The 20832-nt window shown below is 39.0% G+C and carries 13 protein-coding genes; 9 read left to right on the forward strand and 4 right to left on the reverse strand.

The features are described from left to right. The first annotated feature begins 9 nt into the window (after positions 1-9). A complete protein-coding gene (locus tag ACN0TV_RS10840) occupies positions 10-1617 on the forward strand; it encodes a UxaA family hydrolase (protein ID WP_417362929.1) in 1608 nt (535 codons plus the stop codon). Between the two features lie 94 nt (positions 1618-1711). Here the strand turns inward: ACN0TV_RS10840 and ACN0TV_RS10845 are convergent, their stop codons facing one another. Together ACN0TV_RS10845 and ACN0TV_RS10850 are read right to left on the reverse strand one after the other, a co-directional pair. Continuing rightward, positions 1712-2239: a DinB family protein gene (locus tag ACN0TV_RS10845; RefSeq protein WP_417362930.1), complete on the reverse strand. Its 528-nt coding sequence runs from the start codon at positions 2237-2239 to the stop codon at positions 1712-1714. A gap of 154 nt (positions 2240-2393) precedes the next feature. Continuing rightward, on the reverse strand, positions 2394-3410 hold the full coding sequence (locus tag ACN0TV_RS10850; RefSeq protein WP_417362931.1) for a LacI family DNA-binding transcriptional regulator: 1017 nt from the start codon (positions 3408-3410) through the stop codon (positions 2394-2396). Positions 3411-3737: 327 nt separating this feature from the next. On the opposite strand from ACN0TV_RS10850, the gene ACN0TV_RS10855 reads away from it, so the two are divergent. The 6 genes from ACN0TV_RS10855 to ACN0TV_RS10880 all read left to right on the forward strand — a co-directional run bounded on the left by ACN0TV_RS10855 (position 3738) and on the right by ACN0TV_RS10880 (position 12560). Beyond that, positions 3738-6839 carry a SusC/RagA family TonB-linked outer membrane protein gene (locus ACN0TV_RS10855; RefSeq protein WP_417362932.1) on the forward strand — a complete coding sequence of 1034 codons (3102 nt, stop codon included), beginning with the start codon at positions 3738-3740 and terminating at the stop codon, positions 6837-6839. A 6-nt stretch (positions 6840-6845) separates the two neighbouring features. Continuing rightward, positions 6846-8468: a RagB/SusD family nutrient uptake outer membrane protein gene (locus tag ACN0TV_RS10860; RefSeq protein ID WP_417362933.1), complete on the forward strand. Its 1623-nt coding sequence runs from the start codon at positions 6846-6848 to the stop codon at positions 8466-8468. A gap of 109 nt (positions 8469-8577) precedes the next feature. After that, on the forward strand, positions 8578-9594 hold the full coding sequence (locus tag ACN0TV_RS10865; protein ID WP_417362934.1) for a DUF4861 family protein: 1017 nt from the start codon (positions 8578-8580) through the stop codon (positions 9592-9594). Positions 9595-9605: 11 nt separating this feature from the next. Continuing rightward, the gene (locus tag ACN0TV_RS10870) at positions 9606-10832 is read left to right on the forward strand and encodes a glycoside hydrolase family 88/105 protein (RefSeq protein WP_417362935.1); all 1227 of its coding nucleotides are present in this window, start codon (positions 9606-9608) and stop codon (positions 10830-10832) included. Between the two features lie 2 nt (positions 10833-10834). Further along, positions 10835-11824, forward strand: a complete 990-nt coding sequence (locus ACN0TV_RS10875; RefSeq protein ID WP_417362936.1) for a pectinesterase family protein — start codon at positions 10835-10837, stop codon at positions 11822-11824. Then, positions 11799-12560, forward strand: coding sequence for a rhamnogalacturonan acetylesterase (locus ACN0TV_RS10880; protein ID WP_417362937.1), 762 nt, complete (start codon positions 11799-11801; stop codon positions 12558-12560). Before ACN0TV_RS10875 ends, ACN0TV_RS10880 begins: the two co-directional genes overlap by 26 nt. Before the next feature lie 78 nt (positions 12561-12638). On the opposite strand, the gene ACN0TV_RS10885 is transcribed toward ACN0TV_RS10880, so the two are convergent. Both ACN0TV_RS10885 and gyrA read right to left on the reverse strand, forming a co-directional pair. Next, positions 12639-13910: a tetratricopeptide repeat protein gene (locus ACN0TV_RS10885; RefSeq protein ID WP_417362938.1), complete on the reverse strand. Its 1272-nt coding sequence runs from the start codon at positions 13908-13910 to the stop codon at positions 12639-12641. 32 nt (positions 13911-13942) lie between these two features. Continuing rightward, the gene (gene gyrA, locus ACN0TV_RS10890) at positions 13943-16495 is read right to left on the reverse strand and encodes a DNA gyrase subunit A (protein ID WP_417362939.1); all 2553 of its coding nucleotides are present in this window, start codon (positions 16493-16495) and stop codon (positions 13943-13945) included. A 266-nt stretch (positions 16496-16761) separates the two neighbouring features. On the opposite strand from gyrA, the gene ACN0TV_RS10895 reads away from it, so the two are divergent. Then, a complete protein-coding gene (locus tag ACN0TV_RS10895) occupies positions 16762-19314 on the forward strand; it encodes an ATP-dependent Clp protease ATP-binding subunit (RefSeq protein ID WP_417362940.1) in 2553 nt (850 codons plus the stop codon). A 121-nt stretch (positions 19315-19435) separates the two neighbouring features. Next, complete coding sequence (gene rimK / locus ACN0TV_RS10900; RefSeq protein WP_417362941.1) at positions 19436-20812, forward strand: 30S ribosomal protein S6--L-glutamate ligase; 1377 nt, start codon at positions 19436-19438, stop codon at positions 20810-20812. Positions 20813-20832: the final 20 nt, after the last annotated feature.

Raw genomic sequence — 20832 nt, forward strand, 5'->3', positions numbered from 1 at the left:
TAAGGAGTTATGGAAAAGCAATTAATTAAGGTTCATCCGAATGACAATGTTGCGGTGGCTTTGAAAAATTTATCAAAGGGGGCGCAAGTTAATTTTGAAAATCAAACTATAGCGGTAGCAACAGATGTTAAGGCCAAACATAAGATTGCCTTAACTCCATTTGAGACCAATGACAAAATTATAATGTATGGTGTGCTTGTAGGTAGCGCGAGTAAACCTATTGGAAAAGGAGAAGTGATTACTACAGAAAATGTAAAACACCAAAGTGAAAAAGTGTTCGGAAAAACCGAAAACTTCACCTGGACTCCACCAGAGGTAAGCCAATGGAAGGATCAAACATTTATGGGGTATCACAGAGCCGATGGTCAAGTAGGAACTAGAAATGTATGGTTGTTCTTCCCTCTAGTCTTTTGTGAAAACAGAAATATTGAAGTCCTCAGAGAAGTCTTTGAGAAGGAGTTACTGAATCAAAATGTGAGTAAGCAACAATTATTATTGCGATCCCTGCTTAACAAATCCGATCAAGAAGCTTCTCCAGAACCAGAATCTGTTCCCGTATTCGATAATGTTGAGGTACAATTTATCACTCACCAAGGAGGATGCGGCGGTATCCGTCAAGACTCAGAATCACTTGCCAGATTACTTGCAGGTTATGTAAATAACCCCAATGTAGCTGGAGCAACAGTGCTAAGTCTGGGATGTCAGAACCTACAGATACGAATATTTAAAGATGCCTTAACCCAGGTGGCACCGGAAAATACCAAGCCCATACATATTTACGAACAACAACAGATGGGAACGGTGGATAATATGCTCAATACGATTATCACAGAATCTTTCGAGGCCATTAAAAAAGCAAATGACATTAAACGAAGTCCTGCTTCTATTTCTAAACTTAAGATTGGACTTGAGTGCGGAGGTTCTGATGGATTCTCGGGTATTTCGGCGAACCCTACTCTGGGTCATGTTTCAGACATCATGGCAGCAATAGGCGGATCGGCAATTCTATCAGAATTCCCGGAGCTTTGCGGTGTAGAACAAGAACTTGTCAACCGCTGTGTAGATGAGACCGATGGCAAACGATTTTTGGAGCTAATGAAAGCCTATGAGAAGTCAGTTGTCGATGCCGGATCAGGATTTGACATGAACCCTTCACCGGGTAACATCAAAGATGGATTGATTACCGACGCCATGAAATCTGCAGGAGCGGCTAAAAAAGGAGGAACTTCGCCGGTTGCACAGGTGTTGGATTATACAGAATATGTGACCAAGCCAGGTTTGACCTTACTGTGTACTCCTGGGAATGATGTGGAAAGTACAACCGCTATGGCGGGATCAGGAGCGAACATTATACTCTTTACTACAGGTTTGGGTACTCCAACTGGAAACCCTATTACTCCAGTAATCAAAGTAGCTTCCAATACCGAACTTTCCGATAAAATGCCAGATATCATTGATTTTGAAACTGGTGCAATTATACGAGGAGAAAAAACAATTGAACAAACAGCTGATCAACTTATGGCATATATCATTGAAGTAGCCAGTGGTCGCCCCACTAAGGCTATGGATTTAGGTCAGAATGATTTTATTCCATGGAAACGAGGAGTTTCCCTTTAGGAAAGCAATAAAAAATAGGATTTAAAATTGTAAACCCACCCGCTATTGATTATAAAGTGGGGTGGGTTTATTCTTTTACTACGGTGATTTTAAACTAAAACAATTTTTCGTTTGGTGGCTTCACACCGGCAAGTCGTAAATAAATGGTTGTTTGTCCACGATGGTGGGTTTGATGTTCAAATGCTTTGTCGAGTGCTTTTCCCTTTGTCATTTCAAATTGACCAAACACTTTAACCGATTCATTCAATTGCTCCTCCGGCATTGATTTTAGATTGTCGATCACAAAATCATAACCGGCATTGACCAATGCAATAACGTTATCACGAGAAGTATCCTCAGATTTTTCAGACTCACCCATCCCTACCGGGCTTTCTACGCCTGTAGCAGTGGCTCCAAATCCATAATTGGCATCTGTGATATGCAACATTTGCTGGGCAAATGAGCGAACTTCTTCTGTAGGTTTGAAATCGTATTTATCAGCCGGCATAGCTTCCATGTACTCCAAGGTATAGGCCTTAGCGCGTTCCCAATCTTTTACTTTTTCGGCAACAGTTCCCTGTGCCTGCATAAAATATGATCCACTGAGAATCATAAATGTAATAACGAATCGAATAGTTTTCATCGCGGTGGTGGTTTTGGTTAGTACTTCAGTTTGGTGATTTTCCGAGAAATGAATTCTGAACATACTATATAACGCAGAAAATCAACTTAAAATTAATGATTTTATTGATTTACAGCGCCTTAAACTACCAATTATTTTAAATAAATATATGTAATTATGACCTGCTAGACGATTTTCGTATCTTAAGTGTGGGTGAAAGTACTACCTTCTTTTCAATCTTGACGTTCGCATCCTTCACTTGTTCTAAAAAGACCTTAGCCGTAGTATTCCCCATCTGAACGGGAGATTGATCGACACTGCTAATAGAAAGTTCCATGAATTTTGTAAAGGGTTCATTACTAAAACCTACCACACAAAAATCCTCCGGGATTTTAACACCATATTTCTTGAGTTGCTGAATAGCACCCAAAGCCAAAAAGTCACTGGAAGAAAAAATAGCATCAGGCGGGCTGTCCAATTTCATGAATTTATCGACAGCCTTATGCCCTGCTCCAATATCACTTTTACTTTGAATGACGTAATCCTTATTAAATTTCAATCCAAAGTCTTCTAAAGCCTTCCTATATCCGTCATAACGATGTCTGTATATTTCTAAGGAACGATCTCCAGAAAGATGAGCAATCCGTTTACAACCTTGCTCAATAAGATGTTTTGTAGCCTCATATCCGCCTTCAAAATCATCAATGGTTACCGTACTCACACCTTTAATATCCTTTCTCCTATCGAAAAACACCAATGGAACTCCCTTTTTAAGAACATGATCGAAATGGTCAAGTTGCGTGGTGTACTTGGATACTGACATCAATATACCATCGACCTGAGCATTTAACAAAGCATTGATATTATCGATCTCCGTACCTTCCTCTTCATGTGTTTGGCATATAATGACATGATAGCCTAAGGGATATAGCTCCTCTTCTATACCACGAATAATTGCCGAGAAAAAATTTCTATCTATATATGGAACAATAACACCAACCGTATTACTTTTGCCACTCTTGAGTGCTAGAGCCAATTTATTCTGCTTGTAATTCATCTTCGCAGCGGTCTCTAAAACCAACTTTTTCGTGGCTTGACTAATTTTAGGGTTATTGTTCAGGGCTCTTGATACAGTAGCGGCCGTTATATTTAAAGCCTTTGCTATATCGTAAATTGTTGTCTTTTCACTCATTAATCAGGTATTTTGTACTAACAGCTCACAAATGTAACCATTTTCATTTTTAATTGAATTATTGATGTTATCGATTACCTAATCATCTATAATTTGCAGCGAACACAACCCTTACGAGGGTTATATTGTATATATGTATCATTAAGCTGGCTAAAGTAGTACTATTTTGTTAAAATTAATAGTAATAAATTTATAATCACATATTTTTTTAAGGATTTATTTGTTTTTTGATATCTAATTAGTAGATTCGTGCAATCGATTACAAATACAAATAGCATTATGAATTAAAATCTATTAAACAACTTTAAAAACCAAGCTAACTAAATTATGAAATCAAAAACACCACTAAAAACAAGACTTCGGTCTCTATCAACTGCTATTGCAGTATGCTGTTTTATGATGGCAAGCGCTGTTTACGGCCAGCAAGGCTCCAATATATCAGGAACCATTGTTGACGAGCAAACAAACACTCCTCTTCCTGGAGTAAACGTTCTTGAAAATGGCACCAACAACGGTACTACCACCGACTTTGACGGAAATTTTAATTTACAAGTATCTTCGTCTGATGCCATCCTGGAGATTACCTATATTGGATTTAAATCACAAGAAATAAACCTCAATGGACGCTCTACACTACAAATTGTATTAGAGATAGACACGCAATCGTTAGAGGAGGTTGTGGTAATTGGTTATGGTACTCAGAAGAAATCTGATTTAACCGGTGCTGTAGGAAGCATGAATGCCGGTACCCTAACTGAGCGTAGTATGAATAATCCTTTAGAAGCCATGCAGGGTAATGTTCCAGGGGTTCAAATCTCTAGAGCTACCGGACGTATCGGAGACGGATATGACATTGTTATAAGAGGAAAGAATTCCTTAGGTGGCAACAGCGACCCATTGTTCATTGTAGATGGCGCTCAGACCGATAACATTGACTTTTTAAACCCGGAAGACATCGAGCGTATGGATATTCTAAAAGACGCATCTTCAACAGCGATATACGGATCAAGAGGTTCCAATGGGGTAGTCATTGTCACTACAAAAAGTGGTGTTTCTGCCCCTGCAGACTTTACGGTCTCAGTAGATAGTTATATGGGTGTTCGGGATGTTGCCCGATTACCTAAGATGATGAGTGGCGAAAAATGGTGGTATTATCACAGATCAGCTTATTTGGCTACAGCCAAAACTGATCCTGATGGGAATGTAACTCCGGAAGCCTTAGTTGCTGCCTATAGTGGAACTAAAAATTCTGAATTGCTGCGAAGAGCGGAAAACAATGAATATTTTGATTGGTACGATGCCGTACTAAAATCAGGTATGCAACAGAACACCTATGTGAACGCGGCAGGTAGAACCGAGGATGGATTAGGCTACAACATTGGATTAGGTGCTCAAAAAGAAACTGGTAATATCGATAAGGAGACCTTAAAGAAATATAACTTTAAAACTGGTTTGAATAAAAAGTTTAACGATAAGTTTGAGATTGGTGCCAACCTAACGGTATCCTTTATTGAGCAACAAGATGGTAGTAGCGTTGCAATGCGTGAGGCGTTCCGTTTTAGTCCGCTTATGACCCCTTACGGGTTTGATGGTGAGCTATTTCCGCTTCCAGGTAAATTAACAAATGCGCAAGGAGTAATGGTAGTCGATAAAACCTCTACCTATAACCCCCTTTTAGAAATACGGAACACCTCGGATGAGACAAGAAAATGGACTGGGGTTGGAAATATTTATTTTCAATACAACATTCTTGATTGGCTGTCCTTTAAAACGGCCTACTCGGCAAGTTATAGAAACCACCGTAGAGGTCAATCCTGGGGAGCTATGACCAATACAGGGGTCTCCAATGGTGATATGCCGTCAGCTTCGATGAATAAAGGAGAAACTGTAATTGGAACATGGGACAATCAAATCAATATCGATTATACTTTTAATGAAAAACATCAATTTAATTTTCTAGCACTTCAGAGTTTGTATTACAATAGAACAGAAACTTCATTTTTAAGTTCTCGTAATATGCCTTTTGATACTGGATTTTACAATATTGGATCTGGGGAGCAAGGTACTTTTAATTTAGGTTCTAACTTTTATAAGCAGACCATGAATTCTTTTGCACTTCGTTTGAATTATTCCTTTAACGATCGCTATCTCATAACGCTTACTAATCGTTGGGACGGCTCCTCATTACTCTCTCAGGGCAAGAAATGGGACACCTTTCCTTCTGCTGCTGTAGCTTGGCGTATTTCTGAAGAAGATTTTATGGCGGACTCCAATACTATTAGCAATTTAAAACTACGTGCGAGCTATGGGTATACCGGAAACAACAATGTTTCCCCATATGCGACCATGAATTCACTAGATAGACAGTTGTTCTATGATTTTAACGGGACCACAGCCAATGGATGGTTACCTTCTATCCTTGCCAATTCTAACCTAGGCTGGGAAAAAACGCGAGAGATGAACTTCGGCTTGGATTTTGGACTTGCAAACAACAGAATTACCGGTACGGTGGATGTCTATGATAGACTTTCTGACGATCTAATTTTGGATCAAAAACTACCTATTGAATCGGGTTGGCCAGAAATTAAAGCCAATGTTGCCTCTGTTCGAAATACTGGAGTTGAAGCTAGTTTAACGGGACGCATTATCGAAACTGATAAAGTTTCATGGACCACTAGTGTAACCTTTACCAAAAACACCAATAAAATCGAAGAACTATACAATCAAGATCAGGTTGATGATGTTGGAAATGGATGGTTTATAGGAGAAGATATTGATTCCCATTACAATTATCAATTCGATGGGATTTGGCAAGGTGATCAAGTAGCCGAAGCTGAGTCCTATAATCAATCTGAGGGAGAGGCACGTGTTAAGGATATCAATGGTGACGGTGCGATTACCCCAATAGAGGACCGCATTATTTTAGGTAACCCGAATCCAGACTGGTCAGGAAGTATTTTCACTACCTTAAAAGTTGGAAATATTGATCTTTCCGCTTCTCTAATTACCAATCAAGGGGTACTTGCTTATAGTAATTTTCACTCTAATTTTACAGACACCAGGGATCGTGGGAGGCAAAAATTAGATATCGATTGGTACATCCCAGAAAACCAAGCAGGCTTACCTGCACAATATTCAAATAGTTACCCACAAGCTAGGAATATGGGAACGTATTGGAGAGATGAAGGGGTTGGTTATTACAAAGATGCCTCCTTTGTCAAGGTTAAAAACATAGCCCTAGGCTATACCTTTAGTGATAAACTTATTGATCGATTGAACCTTAAACATTTGAGGATTTATGCCAATGTCATCAATCCATTTGTATTTACGAATTATGACGGTTATGACCCAGAATGGGCGGGAGCTCCATTAGGCATCGGGCGTGTAAGTTCAATTACGTATCAATTAGGGATCAACTTAAAATTCTAAGAAATCATGAAATTTAAACACATCATATACACTGTAGCTATCTTTGGATTTACTATGTTTTCTTGCGACGATTACATCGAAGAAGAAAACCTATCCAATGTCGAGGGCGGAAGTTTTTACACCACAGAGGCAGGATTTGAGACCCTTGTCAACGCAAATTATGCGCAACTTAAAGAAATATACGGTAACGAACCCTGGCTCTTTAGTGCCGGTACTGATCTCTATGCTGAGGGAAGGGATCAGGAGCCACCTGGACTGAGTCAGTACATTCAATTGACTTCTTCCTCTGAGGGGGTCGGACAATTATACACCAGTTGTTATCGCGCTATTCAGAGTGCGAATATGGCCATTCATTATGGCGCATTAAACACTCAAAATTCAAATATTAACCAGCGTATTGGAGAAGTTAGGTATTTACGTGCTAATGCTTATTTTTTACTAGTTCAGACCTACGGTGGAGTTGGACTTGTTACCGAAAATATTGATAGTCCAATACTCACCTTTGATCGCAATTCTGCTGAAGAAGTATATAGCTTTATCATTAGTGAATTGGAAACCACTCTTTCTGGAATTGGCGGTGGTGCATTTGACGGTCGTGTAAACAAACGAGCAGTACAACATTTACTCGCCAAGGTTTATCTTACTAGAGCCTATGAGAGCTTTGCCGGTGCGGATGACTTTTCAAAAGCGGCAAGTTACGCTGATGATGCCATTGCCGGCCAATCCTTGACTATTCCTTTTGAGGAATTATGGACACCCGGAAATGAAATGAATTCGGAGACCTTGTTCTCCGTTCAATTTAGTCCGGAATCTAATAGTACAGATCCAACAAATCTCGGTCATATGCAAAATTTGTTTTTTAGCTCCTATCTCGGTGGTGCAGAAATTTCAGGAGATGCGCCATACAGATCCTATAACCTATGCCCTACTGAGTTTGCGATTAGTCTTTATGATCAAGGTGATCAAAGATGGGAAGCCACTTTTATGACAGAAGCATTTGAACGTTATTATGATTATTATGATGAAGAGGATCATAGTGAGCTTTTGGTTGCACATTACTATGCACCAAAATGGGCTAGTTCGGCCAGTGACTTGGCAGACTATCAAAGTCTTCATCCGGAGGCCACCATACACCCTTATGGCGAGTATGTTCCTTCGGTGAGTAGAAACCTAGATTATCAAACCATTCCTGTGAAGAAATTTGATGACCCGCAAGCTCCATTTGATGGAGGAAGAACTAGTACCAGAGACCTTATTTTATCTCGTTTAGGTGAAACATATCTCATTGCTGCCGAGGCTTATTTAAAGTCCGGTGATCCTGCAACAGCTCTATTGCGATTAAACGAAGTTAGAAATAGAGCCAATGCAAATCCTGCAACATTAGCAGAGCTTAACATTGATTACATATTGGATGAAAGAGCAAGAGAGCTACTGGGTGAATACCACCGTTGGTTTGACCTCAAACGAACAGGTAAATTAGTGGAACGCGCCTCCCAACACCACTATTTAATTGAAGAAAGCAATTTCCAAGGAGCCAATGGAGAATTGAAAATTCTAAGACCTATCCCTCAAGAGGCAATAGATTTAAATCAAAACAAGGATTTTCCACAAAATCCTGCCTATGAATAAGACCTTTAATCATATACAAGTAAATTGATGTAGTTAGGAATTATGAACTTATCGTAACTTACGATAAGTTCATAATGTTTAAAATAAATTGTAACCATAATCCTTTATAATGAAAACAATTCAGTTCTTAATTCCAGTATGTTGTCTTACACTTTGTCTTTCCTGTAAGCAGCAAGAAAAAAAACAAACAACTTCAAAAGACACTATCGAAAAGGTTGCCGAGACTCCTAAATCCAGTGGTTTGTCCTATGCTGAAATCTCTGTCAAAGAAGGTGGAAAATGGGTCAACCGCAAGTACGAAGGTGGAGGTGCATTTAAAAATGTTACTCATTTGGATGTTCCAAAAGAACATACAGATCACTCCTATTATATACGTTACGAAGGCCCGGGTTGGGAAACCGATAAAGTTGGTTATCGTCTGTATTTAGATTGGAGAAACGCCATCGATATTTTCGGGAAGAAGACCCATGAAAAGGTCCTGCCCCAAGTAGGTCAAGATAATTTTGATTCTTATCATGAAATGAGTAATTGGGGTATGGATATTCTTAAAGCAGGAAAGTCCTTAGGTATTGGTTCCATCGGAAGATATAGTGATGGTAAAGTATTGCATTTTGAAAATGTAGAGGCTACTATGGCAAGTGTTGATAACTCGGATCAGAAGTCAACTGTAGAGGTAAATTATACCGGATGGGAAACTGCGGGGGATAAAATTGATTTAAAATCTGAACTGACTATAAAGCCAGGAGATCGTTACACCAAACACACCGTCACTGCAAGTAAAGCCATCAGCGGATTGAGTACTGGAATCGTAAAATTCGATGCCATTAAATTAATCCAAAAGACCAGTGCTAATGGTAAATGGGCCTATATAGCATCCTATGGAGAGCAAACTCTAGTACCTGATAAACTAGGTATGGCCTTGTTCTATAACACCGCCTCAGTCAACGAAGTTGTCAATGGGTCGGATGATCATCTTGTGGTATTTAATCCATCCACAGAAGCCATCTCTTTTTACTTTCTCGGAGCTTGGGAAAAAGAAAAAGATGGTATCAAAAATCAGCAAGAATTCCTAAGCTATATCAACGGGCTATTGAAGGAGTTAAATTCAAACAATCAGTTACCTTAATAAAAAAAGAAATGAAAATAACATATAGTGTTATAACCACTGCCTTTGTTGTAATGAGTCTACTTAGCAGTTGTAAGCAAAAAGAAAACAAAACAGAAGTCACAGAAAATACCGAAAGCACTACCATTATTGACAGCACAGATAAGTGGTCTGTAAGGATGGCTAATTCGATTATGCATCGCAATGAGGATGCTTATCAGATTGACCATAGGACCAAACCAAAATGGGATTATGTTCACGGTGTGGTACTACTTAGTTTTGAGAAGTTGTACGACAAAACCAAAGATCAAAAGTATTACGATTACATCAAGGGCTATGCCGATACCTTGATCAATGATCAAGGGAAAATTGCTACCTATGATATCGAAAAATATAATATCGATATGATTAACGCTGGTAAGCTTCTTTTTAGACTTTTTGATAACACTACGGATCCAAGGTATAAAGTTGCCATGGATAGCCTTCGCCTACAGCTTTTTGATCAACCTAGAACAAAATCTGGCGGTTTTTGGCATAAAGAACGCTATCCAAACCAAATGTGGCTTGATGGGCTTTATATGGGTGCCCCTTTTTATACACAATATACCGTTACCTATGAGCAAGGCAAAGCCTTGGATGATATCGCCCATCAATTTGACCTGATTCAAAAGCACGCTAAGGATGAAAAAACAGGTCTACTCTATCATGGTTGGGATGAGAGTAAGGCCATGGATTGGGCTAATGATAAAACAGGAACTTCACCAAACTTTTGGTCAAGATCCTTAGGTTGGTACGCCATGGCAATAGTAGATGTTCTTGATTATTTTCCGGAAGATCATCCTGCCAGACCCCGACTTATCACCTATTTAAATGAGCTTGCTACCGCTGTGATAAAAGTACAGGATGAAACTGGACTGTGGTATCAGGTAACAGATATGGGAAATCGTGAAGGGAACTACCTAGAAGCCTCTGGCTCCAGCATGTTGACCTATACCTTGGCAAAAGGGGTCAACAAGGGTTATTTACCAGCACATTTTATGAAAAATGCCGAACTAGGCTTTAAAGGACTCACTGAAAAATTGATCAAAGTTGATAAAGAAGGTCTTTTAACCATCACCCAGGCATGTGCCGTGGCTGGTTTAGGGGGTAAACCCTACAGAGATGGATCTTACGAATATTACATTAACGAACGTAAAAAGGACAATGACCCTAAAGCAACCGGACCTTTTATTTTGGCTGCATTAGCATTAAATAAATAATCATGAACCATACTTTGAAAAGTTTATACAAACTCCTTTTGGTATGTACTCTTTTTCTGTATGCCAAAGAGCAGATGTATGGTTTCCACCCGAATGATGGAGATATGGTAGTCGCTACCGATGGAAGTGGCGACTATCGTTCCATTCAAGAGGCCATAAACAATGCCAAGTCCTTTCCGTATCAGAGAATTACAATTTGGATCAAAAATGGCATCTATAAGGAAAAGATAAGAGTCTATGAGTGGAACACCAACCTAAGTCTTATTGGTGAGGATCCTGATAGTACCATCATCCTTTATGACGATTATTTTGGTAAAATAAACAAAGGACGAAACAGTACCTTTCACACGCCCACCTTTTCCGTAGAGGCTACAGGAACTATTTTAAAAAATTTAAAAATCATGAACACTGCCGGAAGTGTTGGACAGGCGGTTGCTCTGGCCATTACAGCTGATAAAGTAATGGTTGAAAATTGTTCCATAATAGGCAATCAAGACACCGTTTACCTTAGCGGTGCCTATAGTAAAGTATACTTCAAAGCGTGTAAGATCGAAGGTAGTACGGACTTTATATTCGGGCAGGCTACTGCAGTATTTGATCACTGTACTATTCACAGTACATCTGATTCGTATATAACAGCAGCATCAACCCCAGAGAATGTCCCTTTCGGGTTTGTATTTATTGAATGTAAGCTGACGGCTGCTCCAAATGTGAAAAGTGTATATCTGGGCAGGCCTTGGCGCTATAATGCCAAGACAGCTTTTATTCGATGTGATATGGGTGGTCATATCAATCCCAAAGGATGGCATGACTGGAACAAACCAGAGAGTCATCAACGAAGTTTTTACGCCGAATACAAGTCCAGTGGGCCCGGTTCTAACACTGAACAGCGCGTGGAGTGGTCACATCAGCTAACTAAAAAACAGCAAGCTAGCTACACCTTAGAAAAACTCTTAAAATCAAAAAATGACAATAACTGGTATCTCGATTAAACAGCGAATTGCTGTTGTACTTTTATTTTGTTTAACCACAGTAGTCTATGGACAATCCATTAGCATTTACACCATAGGAGATTCCACTATGGCCAATAAACCAAATCCAGATCAGAATCCTGAGCGTGGTTGGGTGCAAATGTTAGCTGGTTTTTTCAACGATCAAGTCACCATAGTCAACAAGGCTGTCAATGGAAGAAGTACACGGAGCTTTATAGACGAAGGTCGATGGAAAGAGGTATACGAGGCTTTAAAACCCGGTGATTACGTTTTTATACAATTCGGTCATAATGATCAAAAGTTTAAATCCCCTGACCGGTATACCAATCCTCATACAGCCTATAGATATAACTTGATAAAATTTGTAGAACAGAGCAGGTCCAAAGGTGCAATTCCTGTACTTTTTTCATCCATTGTCAGAAGAAATTTTAATCAACATAATACCTTAATCGATACTCATGGGGCCTATCCCTTAGAAACCCGTCTGGTGGCACAGCAGTACAATGTAGATTTTATAGATCTGCAATACCTTACTGAGCTATTAGAAATGTCCTATGGTCTAGAGGAGTCCAAAGTGCTGCATCTTCACTACGATGCAGGAGAAATTCCATATTATCCAAAAGGTAAACACGACAACACACATTTATCTGAAATAGGTGCTACAGAGGTATGTAAATTAGTGGTTAAAGAACTCATCGAGATTCAGCACCCACTAAGCGTCTATTTGGCTCAATAGAACCTCACAAAATACTTTAAAATTAAAAAGGCACCCAATTGGGTGCCTTAATACATTTAATATGGTGAGTGGATACCACTACTGCTCTAAGGCAGCTAATTTATCTTTCATCGCTGAATATTTCTCTTGATCACCTATAGTACCATATATGTTCATTAGGGTTCTAACAGCATCAATATTAGATGGATTAACTTCTAGCAATTTTTCCAGATAAGGAATTGCTGAGGTATAAATACCCTCACGCTCGGCTTTTAATTCATCATAACGCTTGTTGTCTGCAGTACTATTCCCAAGATTATTCATTTCTGAAACTAAGTCTTGTTCTTTAGAAAGAAGCAATGAAGCCATATTCAAATAAGCATTTTCACTTTGAGGATTTAACTCAATTGCTTTTTTATAATACTCAGCTGCTTGCTCATTATTGCCTTGTTCTGCAGTAATAACACCAAGGTTATAATACAGGGTTCCATTAGTTGGGTCTTTCTGAATAGCTTCCTCCATCAAAGACTGGAATTTAGCTTTATCCCCAGCTTGGATATACATATTAGCTTCTGTTAAAAGCAAGTTCATGTCCTCAGGGTTTGCCTCACGTGCGTCCTTAATTGCTGCAGCAGCTTTTTCGGTTTCCCCTTTTTCGTTATAGATCAACGCTATATTTTTAATGATCTCTGGATATCTAGATTCCGTTTCTTCTTGAGAAGGATCTATATACTGTCCAGTTTTTACCATTAAATCACGATTTTGCTCTGTTCCAAGATTCTCGGTTTCGCCAGTCTCTTTATTTACGGCCAAGTAAGCAGTGCTTTCTCCAGTGTACCCTAATTCATTCAATTTTAGGTAATACTCCAATGCAGTGTCGAAATCACCACCTTGAACAGCACTAGAAGCTGCATAATACAAATAATCTTGGCTATCAGTCAATTGATAAGCCATGAATAATTTGTTCGCTGCTTTTGCAAATTCTTTGTTATTATTATCTTCAATTGCGGCATTAACGATATCTCCAGACAAGCCTTCAAGTATTTGTTGGGCCTCGTCCGTATATTTCGTTTTATATGATTTTTCAAACTCGACAAGCTTGTTCAGGTTCTCAACGGCCTTTTGATAATCAGCATCATCTCCACCCTTCTTTGCTAAGTCAGCATGTGTTTTGCCTAAAAGAAAATAATATTGTGCTTTGTATTTATCATCGGCTGTCTCTATGGTTGAAGCCAGGCTCTGTAAAGTGCTTTTGGCCTGAGCCGCACTTCCATTATCCAATGCTTTATCTGCGTCTCTTAATTCGCTTTTCTGAGCGATTGCAAAAGAAGAAACTAATAAAGCTGACGCTATTAAAACTCTCTTTTTCATTGTTCTTAATTTGAAATTTGTTGTTTAAAGGGTTAATTATCGTTGTTTTCAGGTTGTATACTAGTCTCATTATCTAAATCCGTGCCATTTTCTTGAACCTCTATATCATTTACATCTTCCTCGAGTTCATCCTCCTTCATTACTTTGGCAACAGCGGCAATAGAATCATTTTTAAGATTGATCAATTTTACACCCTGAGTAGCACGCCCCATTACACGTAGATCTTCAATAGCTAATCTAATGGCTACACCACTTTTGGTAATAATCATTAAGTCATCTTCGTCAGAGACATTCTTAATGGCGACCAAAGCCCCGGTTTTTTCAGTAATGGACATGGTCTTAACTCCTTTACCACCACGGTTGGTGATACGGTAAACTGCCTCACCATCTTCAGGATCATCCAAATAGGTACGTTTTCCATAACCATTTTCAGAAACCACTAAAATATGATCATCGAGATTGTTGACAGAAACCATTCCTATTACCTCATCATTTTCATCAGCAAGAGTAATTCCACGTACCCCTGAGGCATTTCTACCCATAGGTCGCGTTTTACCTTCTTCGAAACGAATTGCTTTTCCAGATTTAACCGCTAATAAAATTTGACTGTTACCCGTGGTTAATTTTGCCTCTAGTAGCTCGTCGTCTTCACGAATAGTTATGGCATTAATACCATTTTGTCTTGGACGAGAATACTGTTCCAAGGAAGTTTTCTTAACCACTCCTTGTTTGGTTGCCATAATGACAAAATGACTGTTTATGTAGTCGCTGTCTTTTAAATCTTTAGTACAAATAAAGGCTTTTACCTTATCGTCCTGTTCGATATTAATAAGGTTTTGAATGGCGCGTCCTTTAGAAGTTTTGCTTCCTTCAGGGATTTCGTAAACACGCATCCAGAAACATTTTCCTTTTTGCGTAAAGAACAACATATACTGGTGGTTTGTTCCTACAAATAGGTGCTCTAAAAAGTCCTCATTTCGAGTAGAAGATCCTTTTTGACCTACACCCCCTCTATTTTGCGTTTTGTACTCACTTAAAGGTGTTCTCTTGATATAACCGGCATGAGAAATAGTAATAACCACTTGCTCATCAGGAATCATATCCTCAATACTTAGGTCTCCTCCAGCGTATTCAATTTGAGAACGTCTTTCGTCTCCGTATTTCGCCTTTACCTCTATAAGTTCTTCCTTGATAATTTCCATTCTACGCTCTTTACGTGCTAGAATATCTTTACAATCTTCGATGAACTTAATAATGTCTTCGTACTCAACACGTAATTTGTCTTGTTCTAGTCCGGTAAGTTGACGCAAGCGCATTTCAACGATCGCCTTAGCTTGAATTTCGGATAATTTAAAGCGCTCAATTAATTTCTCACGTGCTTCTTCTGCATTTTTAGATGCTCTGATAATAGCGATAACTTCATCAATATTATCCGAGGCAATTATGAGACCTTCTAAGATATGAGCCCTCTCTTCTGCTTTACGCAATTCATACTCTGTTCTTCTGACCACCACCTCATGGCGATGTTCTACAAAATAATGAATCATCTCTTTTAGGTTCAACATTTGTGGTCTACCTTCGACCAAAGCAATGTTGTTCACGCTAAATGATGATTGTAATGCAGTATATTTGAATAAGTTGTTTAATACAATATTTGGAATAGCGTCTCTTTTAAGGATATAGACAACACGCATTCCTTTTCTATCCGATTCATCACGGATATTAGATATCCCTTCTATTTTTTTATCATTAACAAGGTCAGCGGTTTTTTTAATCATATCCGCTTTGTTGACTTGATAAGGGATCTCAGTAACAATGATACATTCTCTTCCCTTAACCTCTTCAATACGAGCCTTAGCTCGCATCACGATACGTCCTCTACCTGTTTTAAATGCTTCACGTACGCCATCATAACCATAGATCACTCCACCTGTTGGAAAATCCGGTGCTTTGATGTGCTCCATGAGTTCATCGATCTCTATATCGCTATTGTCAATATAAGCAATGGTACCATCCACAACCTCAGAAAGGTTATGGGGAGGCATATTAGTTGCCATACCAACTGCAATCCCTGAGGTTCCATTAACCAATAGGTTTGGAACTCTTGTTGGGAGCACTCTTGGTTCTTTTAAGGTATCGTCAAAATTTAACTGATGGTCTACAGTATCTTTATCGATATCTGCCAACATGTCTTCGGATATCTTACGCATACGCGCCTCAGTATAACGCATCGCAGCTGGACTATCGCCATCAATAGATCCAAAGTTTCCTTGACCATCAACAAGCATATACCTCAAACTCCAGGATTGCGCCATACGGACCATAGTATCATAAACCGAGCTATCACCGTGTGGGTGGTACTTACCGAGCACCTCACCTACAATCCTTGCAGATTTCTTGTAAGAACTATTTGACCTCACTCCAAGTTCATGCATTCCAAACAACACGCGTCGATGAACTGGCTTTAATCCGTCCCTAACATCCGGCAAAGCACGTGACACAATGACTGACATCGAGTAATCGATATACGCCGATTTCATCTCATCCTCTATATTGATAGGGATCAGCTTTTCTCCTTCCGCCATATTAATTATATTATTTTCTGTTTAATTTTAAATCGTGCCAATATACGTATTTTATTGATGCTTTCGAGAGGGTTGCCGATGTTTTTTAATCATTTTATCAACAGATTATCAAGACTAAAAGGTTGATAAATTGCGTATGTATTGTTTTGATTTAAACGGTTTTTTTTGTCTATTAGCTAAAACTACGTGAAATAACAACTTTTTAAGGTATGGTTTTTGCCTACTATGAGTTGATTTAGTATTTTTAACAGTAGAAAGAAAGAAATATGGATGACAATTTTTCACCAAGAGTAAAAGATGTAATCGCCTATAGTAAAGAGGAAGCCCTTAGATTAGGACATGACTTTATAGGTACAGAGCATCTTATGCTCGGACTTTTACGTGATGGAAACGGAAAAGCAATCGACATATTAAGCGCTTTGAGTGTAGACCTTGATCATTTGAGAAGAAAGGTAGAAATTCTTAGCCCCTCCAACCTCAACGTTGGGGTAAGTGCAAATGATAAACGTAATTTGCATTTGACAAGACAGGCAGAACGTGCCTTAAAGACAACATTCCTAGAGGCTAAACTTTTTCAAAGCCCTTCGATAAATACTGCTCATTTACTGCTTTGTATTTTGCGTAATGAAAATGACCCAACGACAAAGTTGCTAAACAAGCTTAAAATTGATTACGATAATGTTAAAGAACAATTTAAGCTCATGATAACAAGTGAAGATGATTTTCTAGATCCCCCTACAGCAGACTCTTTTTCTGACGAAACTGGTTCTGCAGAGGAAGGTAATAATCCTTTTGGCTCAAGTCCATCGAACAATCCAAAATCCAATAAAAAGTCTAAAACCCCTGTTTTAGATAATTTTGGTCGTGATCTGACACAACTTGCAGAGGAAGATAAACTTGACCCCGTTGTGGGTCGAGAAAAAGAAATAGAACGGGTCTCCCAAATTCTTAGTAGACGTAAGAAAAACAACCCATTGTTAATTGGAGAACCTGGTGTTGGAAAAAGTGCCATTGCTGAAGGTTTAGCCCTTCGTATTGTCAAAAAGAAGGTTTCCAGAATCTTATACAACAAAAGGGTCGTAACCTTGGATTTAGCATCCTTGGTTGCGGGCACAAAATATAGAGGTCAATTTGAAGAGCGCATGAAGGCGGTGATGAATGAACTCGAGAAAAATGATGACATCATCTTGTTTATCGATGAGATACACACCATCGTAGGTGCTGGAGGTGCCACCGGTAGTTTAGATGCATCAAATATGTTTAAGCCTGCACTAGCTCGAGGAGAAATCCAATGTGTTGGTGCCACAACCCTTGATGAATATCGACAGTATATTGAAAAGGATGGAGCTTTGGAACGTCGTTTCCAAAAGGTTATTGTCGAACCGACCTCGGTGGAAGAAACTATTGAAATTCTTCACAACATCAAGGATAAGTACGAAGAACATCACAATGTTACCTACACAGATGAGGCTATTAAAGCATGTGTTAAATTGACCAATCGATATATCACGGACCGTTTCTTACCGGACAAGGCTATTGATGCCTTGGATGAGGCTGGATCTCGCGTACACATCACAAATATGGAAGTTCCAAAACAAATATTGGATCTTGAAAAAGAATTGGATCGCGTCAAGGAACTCAAAAATTCTGTAGTTAAAAAACAGAAGTACGAAGAGGCTGCCAAATTAAGAGATGATGAAAAGAGAATCGAAAGAGAACTAACCCAAGCACAAGACAAATGGGAAGAGGACAGTAAACTACACCGAGAAATCGTTTCTGACGAAAGTGTGGCAGACGTGGTATCCATGATGAGTGGGGTTCCAGTAACTCGAATTGCTCAGGCCGAGAGTTCTAAACTCGCTCAAATGCCTGATTTGATCAAAGGAAAAGTTATCGGACAAGACAATGCTGTGGCTAAGGTGGTAAAAGCTATCCAAAGAAACAGAGCTGGTCTTAAAGACCCGGATAAACCAATTGGATCATTTATATTCCTAGGTCAAACTGGTGTAGGTAAAACGCAATTGGCCAAGGTACTTGCCAAGCAGTTATTCGATTCAGAAGATGCACTCGTTCGAATCGATATGAGTGAATATATGGAGAAATTTGCAGTATCTAGACTTATTGGAGCACCTCCAGGATATGTTGGTTATGAGGAAGGTGGTCAGCTTACCGAAAAAGTAAGAAGAAAGCCTTATGCAGTAATTCTATTAGACGAGGTTGAAAAAGCACATCCCGATGTTTTCAATATGTTATTGCAGGTATTGGATGACGGCTATATCACCGATAGCTTGGGAAGAAAAATTGATTTTAGAAATACCATCATTATAATGACCTCCAACATTGGAGCTCGACAGTTAAAAGATTTTGGACAAGGAGTCGGATTCGGAACCTCAGCCAAGCAAGCTCAGGCAGACGAACATTCAAAAAGTGTTATTGAAAATGCATTAAAAAAAGCCTTCGCACCAGAATTTTTAAACAGAATTGACGATGTGGTTGTCTTTAATCCATTAGAAAAAGAAGATATTCATAAGATTATTGACATCGAATTGGAAAAACTTTATCAGCGTATTGAAGGCTTAGGGTATCATTTAACCCTTTCTGAAAAAGCCAAAGATTATATTGCTAATAAAGGATTCGACAGACAATATGGAGCTCGACCTTTAAAACGTGCCATTCAAAAATATATCGAAGATGCTTTAGCTGAAGAAATTATCACTTCAAAGCTCACCGAAGGCGATCGTATAGAAATGAATTTAGATAAAGAAAAAGATACGCTTACCATTAAGATAACTAAGGCTGAAAAGTCAACAGAATCTTAAACAGTACGTTTGCATATCAAGTAAAAAAACGTGTGATGTAACTATCACACGTTTTTTTTTATAATTTTACTGGTTTTAAAATTCTTCTTATCTTAGAAGATACGCTAGTGAAATAAATTACATGGAGAACAAAACAATAATAGGTAGCCAGGAATGGGTTTCTTTACCAGAACTCGACATTCCAACAATAAAAGTACGTGTAGACAGTGGGGCAAAGACCTCAGCACTGCACGCGGTGAATATTCAACCTTTCCAAAGGAATAATGATACCTGGGTAACTTTTGACGTATACCCTATTCAACATAATGGTAAAAAAGTCATACACTGCGAAGCTCTAGTACTGGATAAAAGGGTTATAAAAAGCTCTACTGGGAATCGTGAAAATCGATACATCATTCGCACTAGTCTGCATATTAATGGGGACTCTTGGGATGTGGAATTATCACTGACCAACCGAGACAGTATGGGCTACCGAATGTTATTGGGACGTGAGGCTATGGTCGGAAGACTAATAGTTGACCCCGAGACTAATTTTATGTTAGGTGACCTGAGTGAAGAAGAACTCGGCAAACGCTACAAAAATACCATTAGTAATCAAGGTGGTTTGAAGATTGGCTTATTGGCTAGTAATCCAAATTTATATAGCAACAGAAGAATTATAGAGGCGGCTGAACGCATGGGCCATGAAATAGAATTTCTAAACATTCGTCAGTGTTATATGAAACTTGATGCTGACACTCCTGAGATTCATTATCGCGGTGGTAAAATCTTAAACGATCTCGACGCAATTATCCCTAGAATCCGTCCAAGCATGACTTATTACGGTTGTTCACTGACCAGGCATTTTGAATCCATTGGTGTAATGGTTTTAAACAAAGCCGAGGCCATTCGTCAATCTAGAGATAAACTTTTCTCCCTTCAATTACTCTTAAAAAATGGCGTAAGCATCCCTACCACTGGCTTTGCAAACTCTCCACTTGACACTAATGATCTGATAAAAATGGTAGGAGGCTCTCCACTTATAATTAAACTTTTAGAAGGAACCCAGGGTAAAGGTGTGGTTTTAGCAGAAACTAAGAAAGCTGCTGAAAGCGTGATCAATGCTTTTAAAAGCTTGAACGCTTATATTCTGGTGCAAGAATTTATTAAAGAAGCCAACGGGAAGGATATCCGTTGCTTTGTAATTGATGGTAAAGTGGTTGCTGCAATGCAACGTGAGGCACCTCCAGGAGAATTTAGAGCCAATATACACCTCGGTGGAACTGCCTCTTTGGTACGTGTAACCACTGCGGAAAAGAAAATTGCCATTAAGGCCACAAAAGCGATGGGGTTAGATGTTGCAGGGGTAGATATTATTCGTTCATCCAAGGGGCCTTTATTGCTTGAAGTAAACTCTTCGCCTGGATTGGAAGGTATTGAAACTGCTACGGATATGGATATTGCTTCCTTTATGATTAAGTCCATTGAGAAAAAACTAAATTGGAAAGCAAATAAATAGCTTAAATTCAAGGAATATTT

Source organism: Galbibacter sp., from assembly GCF_048266365.1.
Taxonomy (GTDB): domain Bacteria; phylum Bacteroidota; class Bacteroidia; order Flavobacteriales; family Flavobacteriaceae; genus Galbibacter.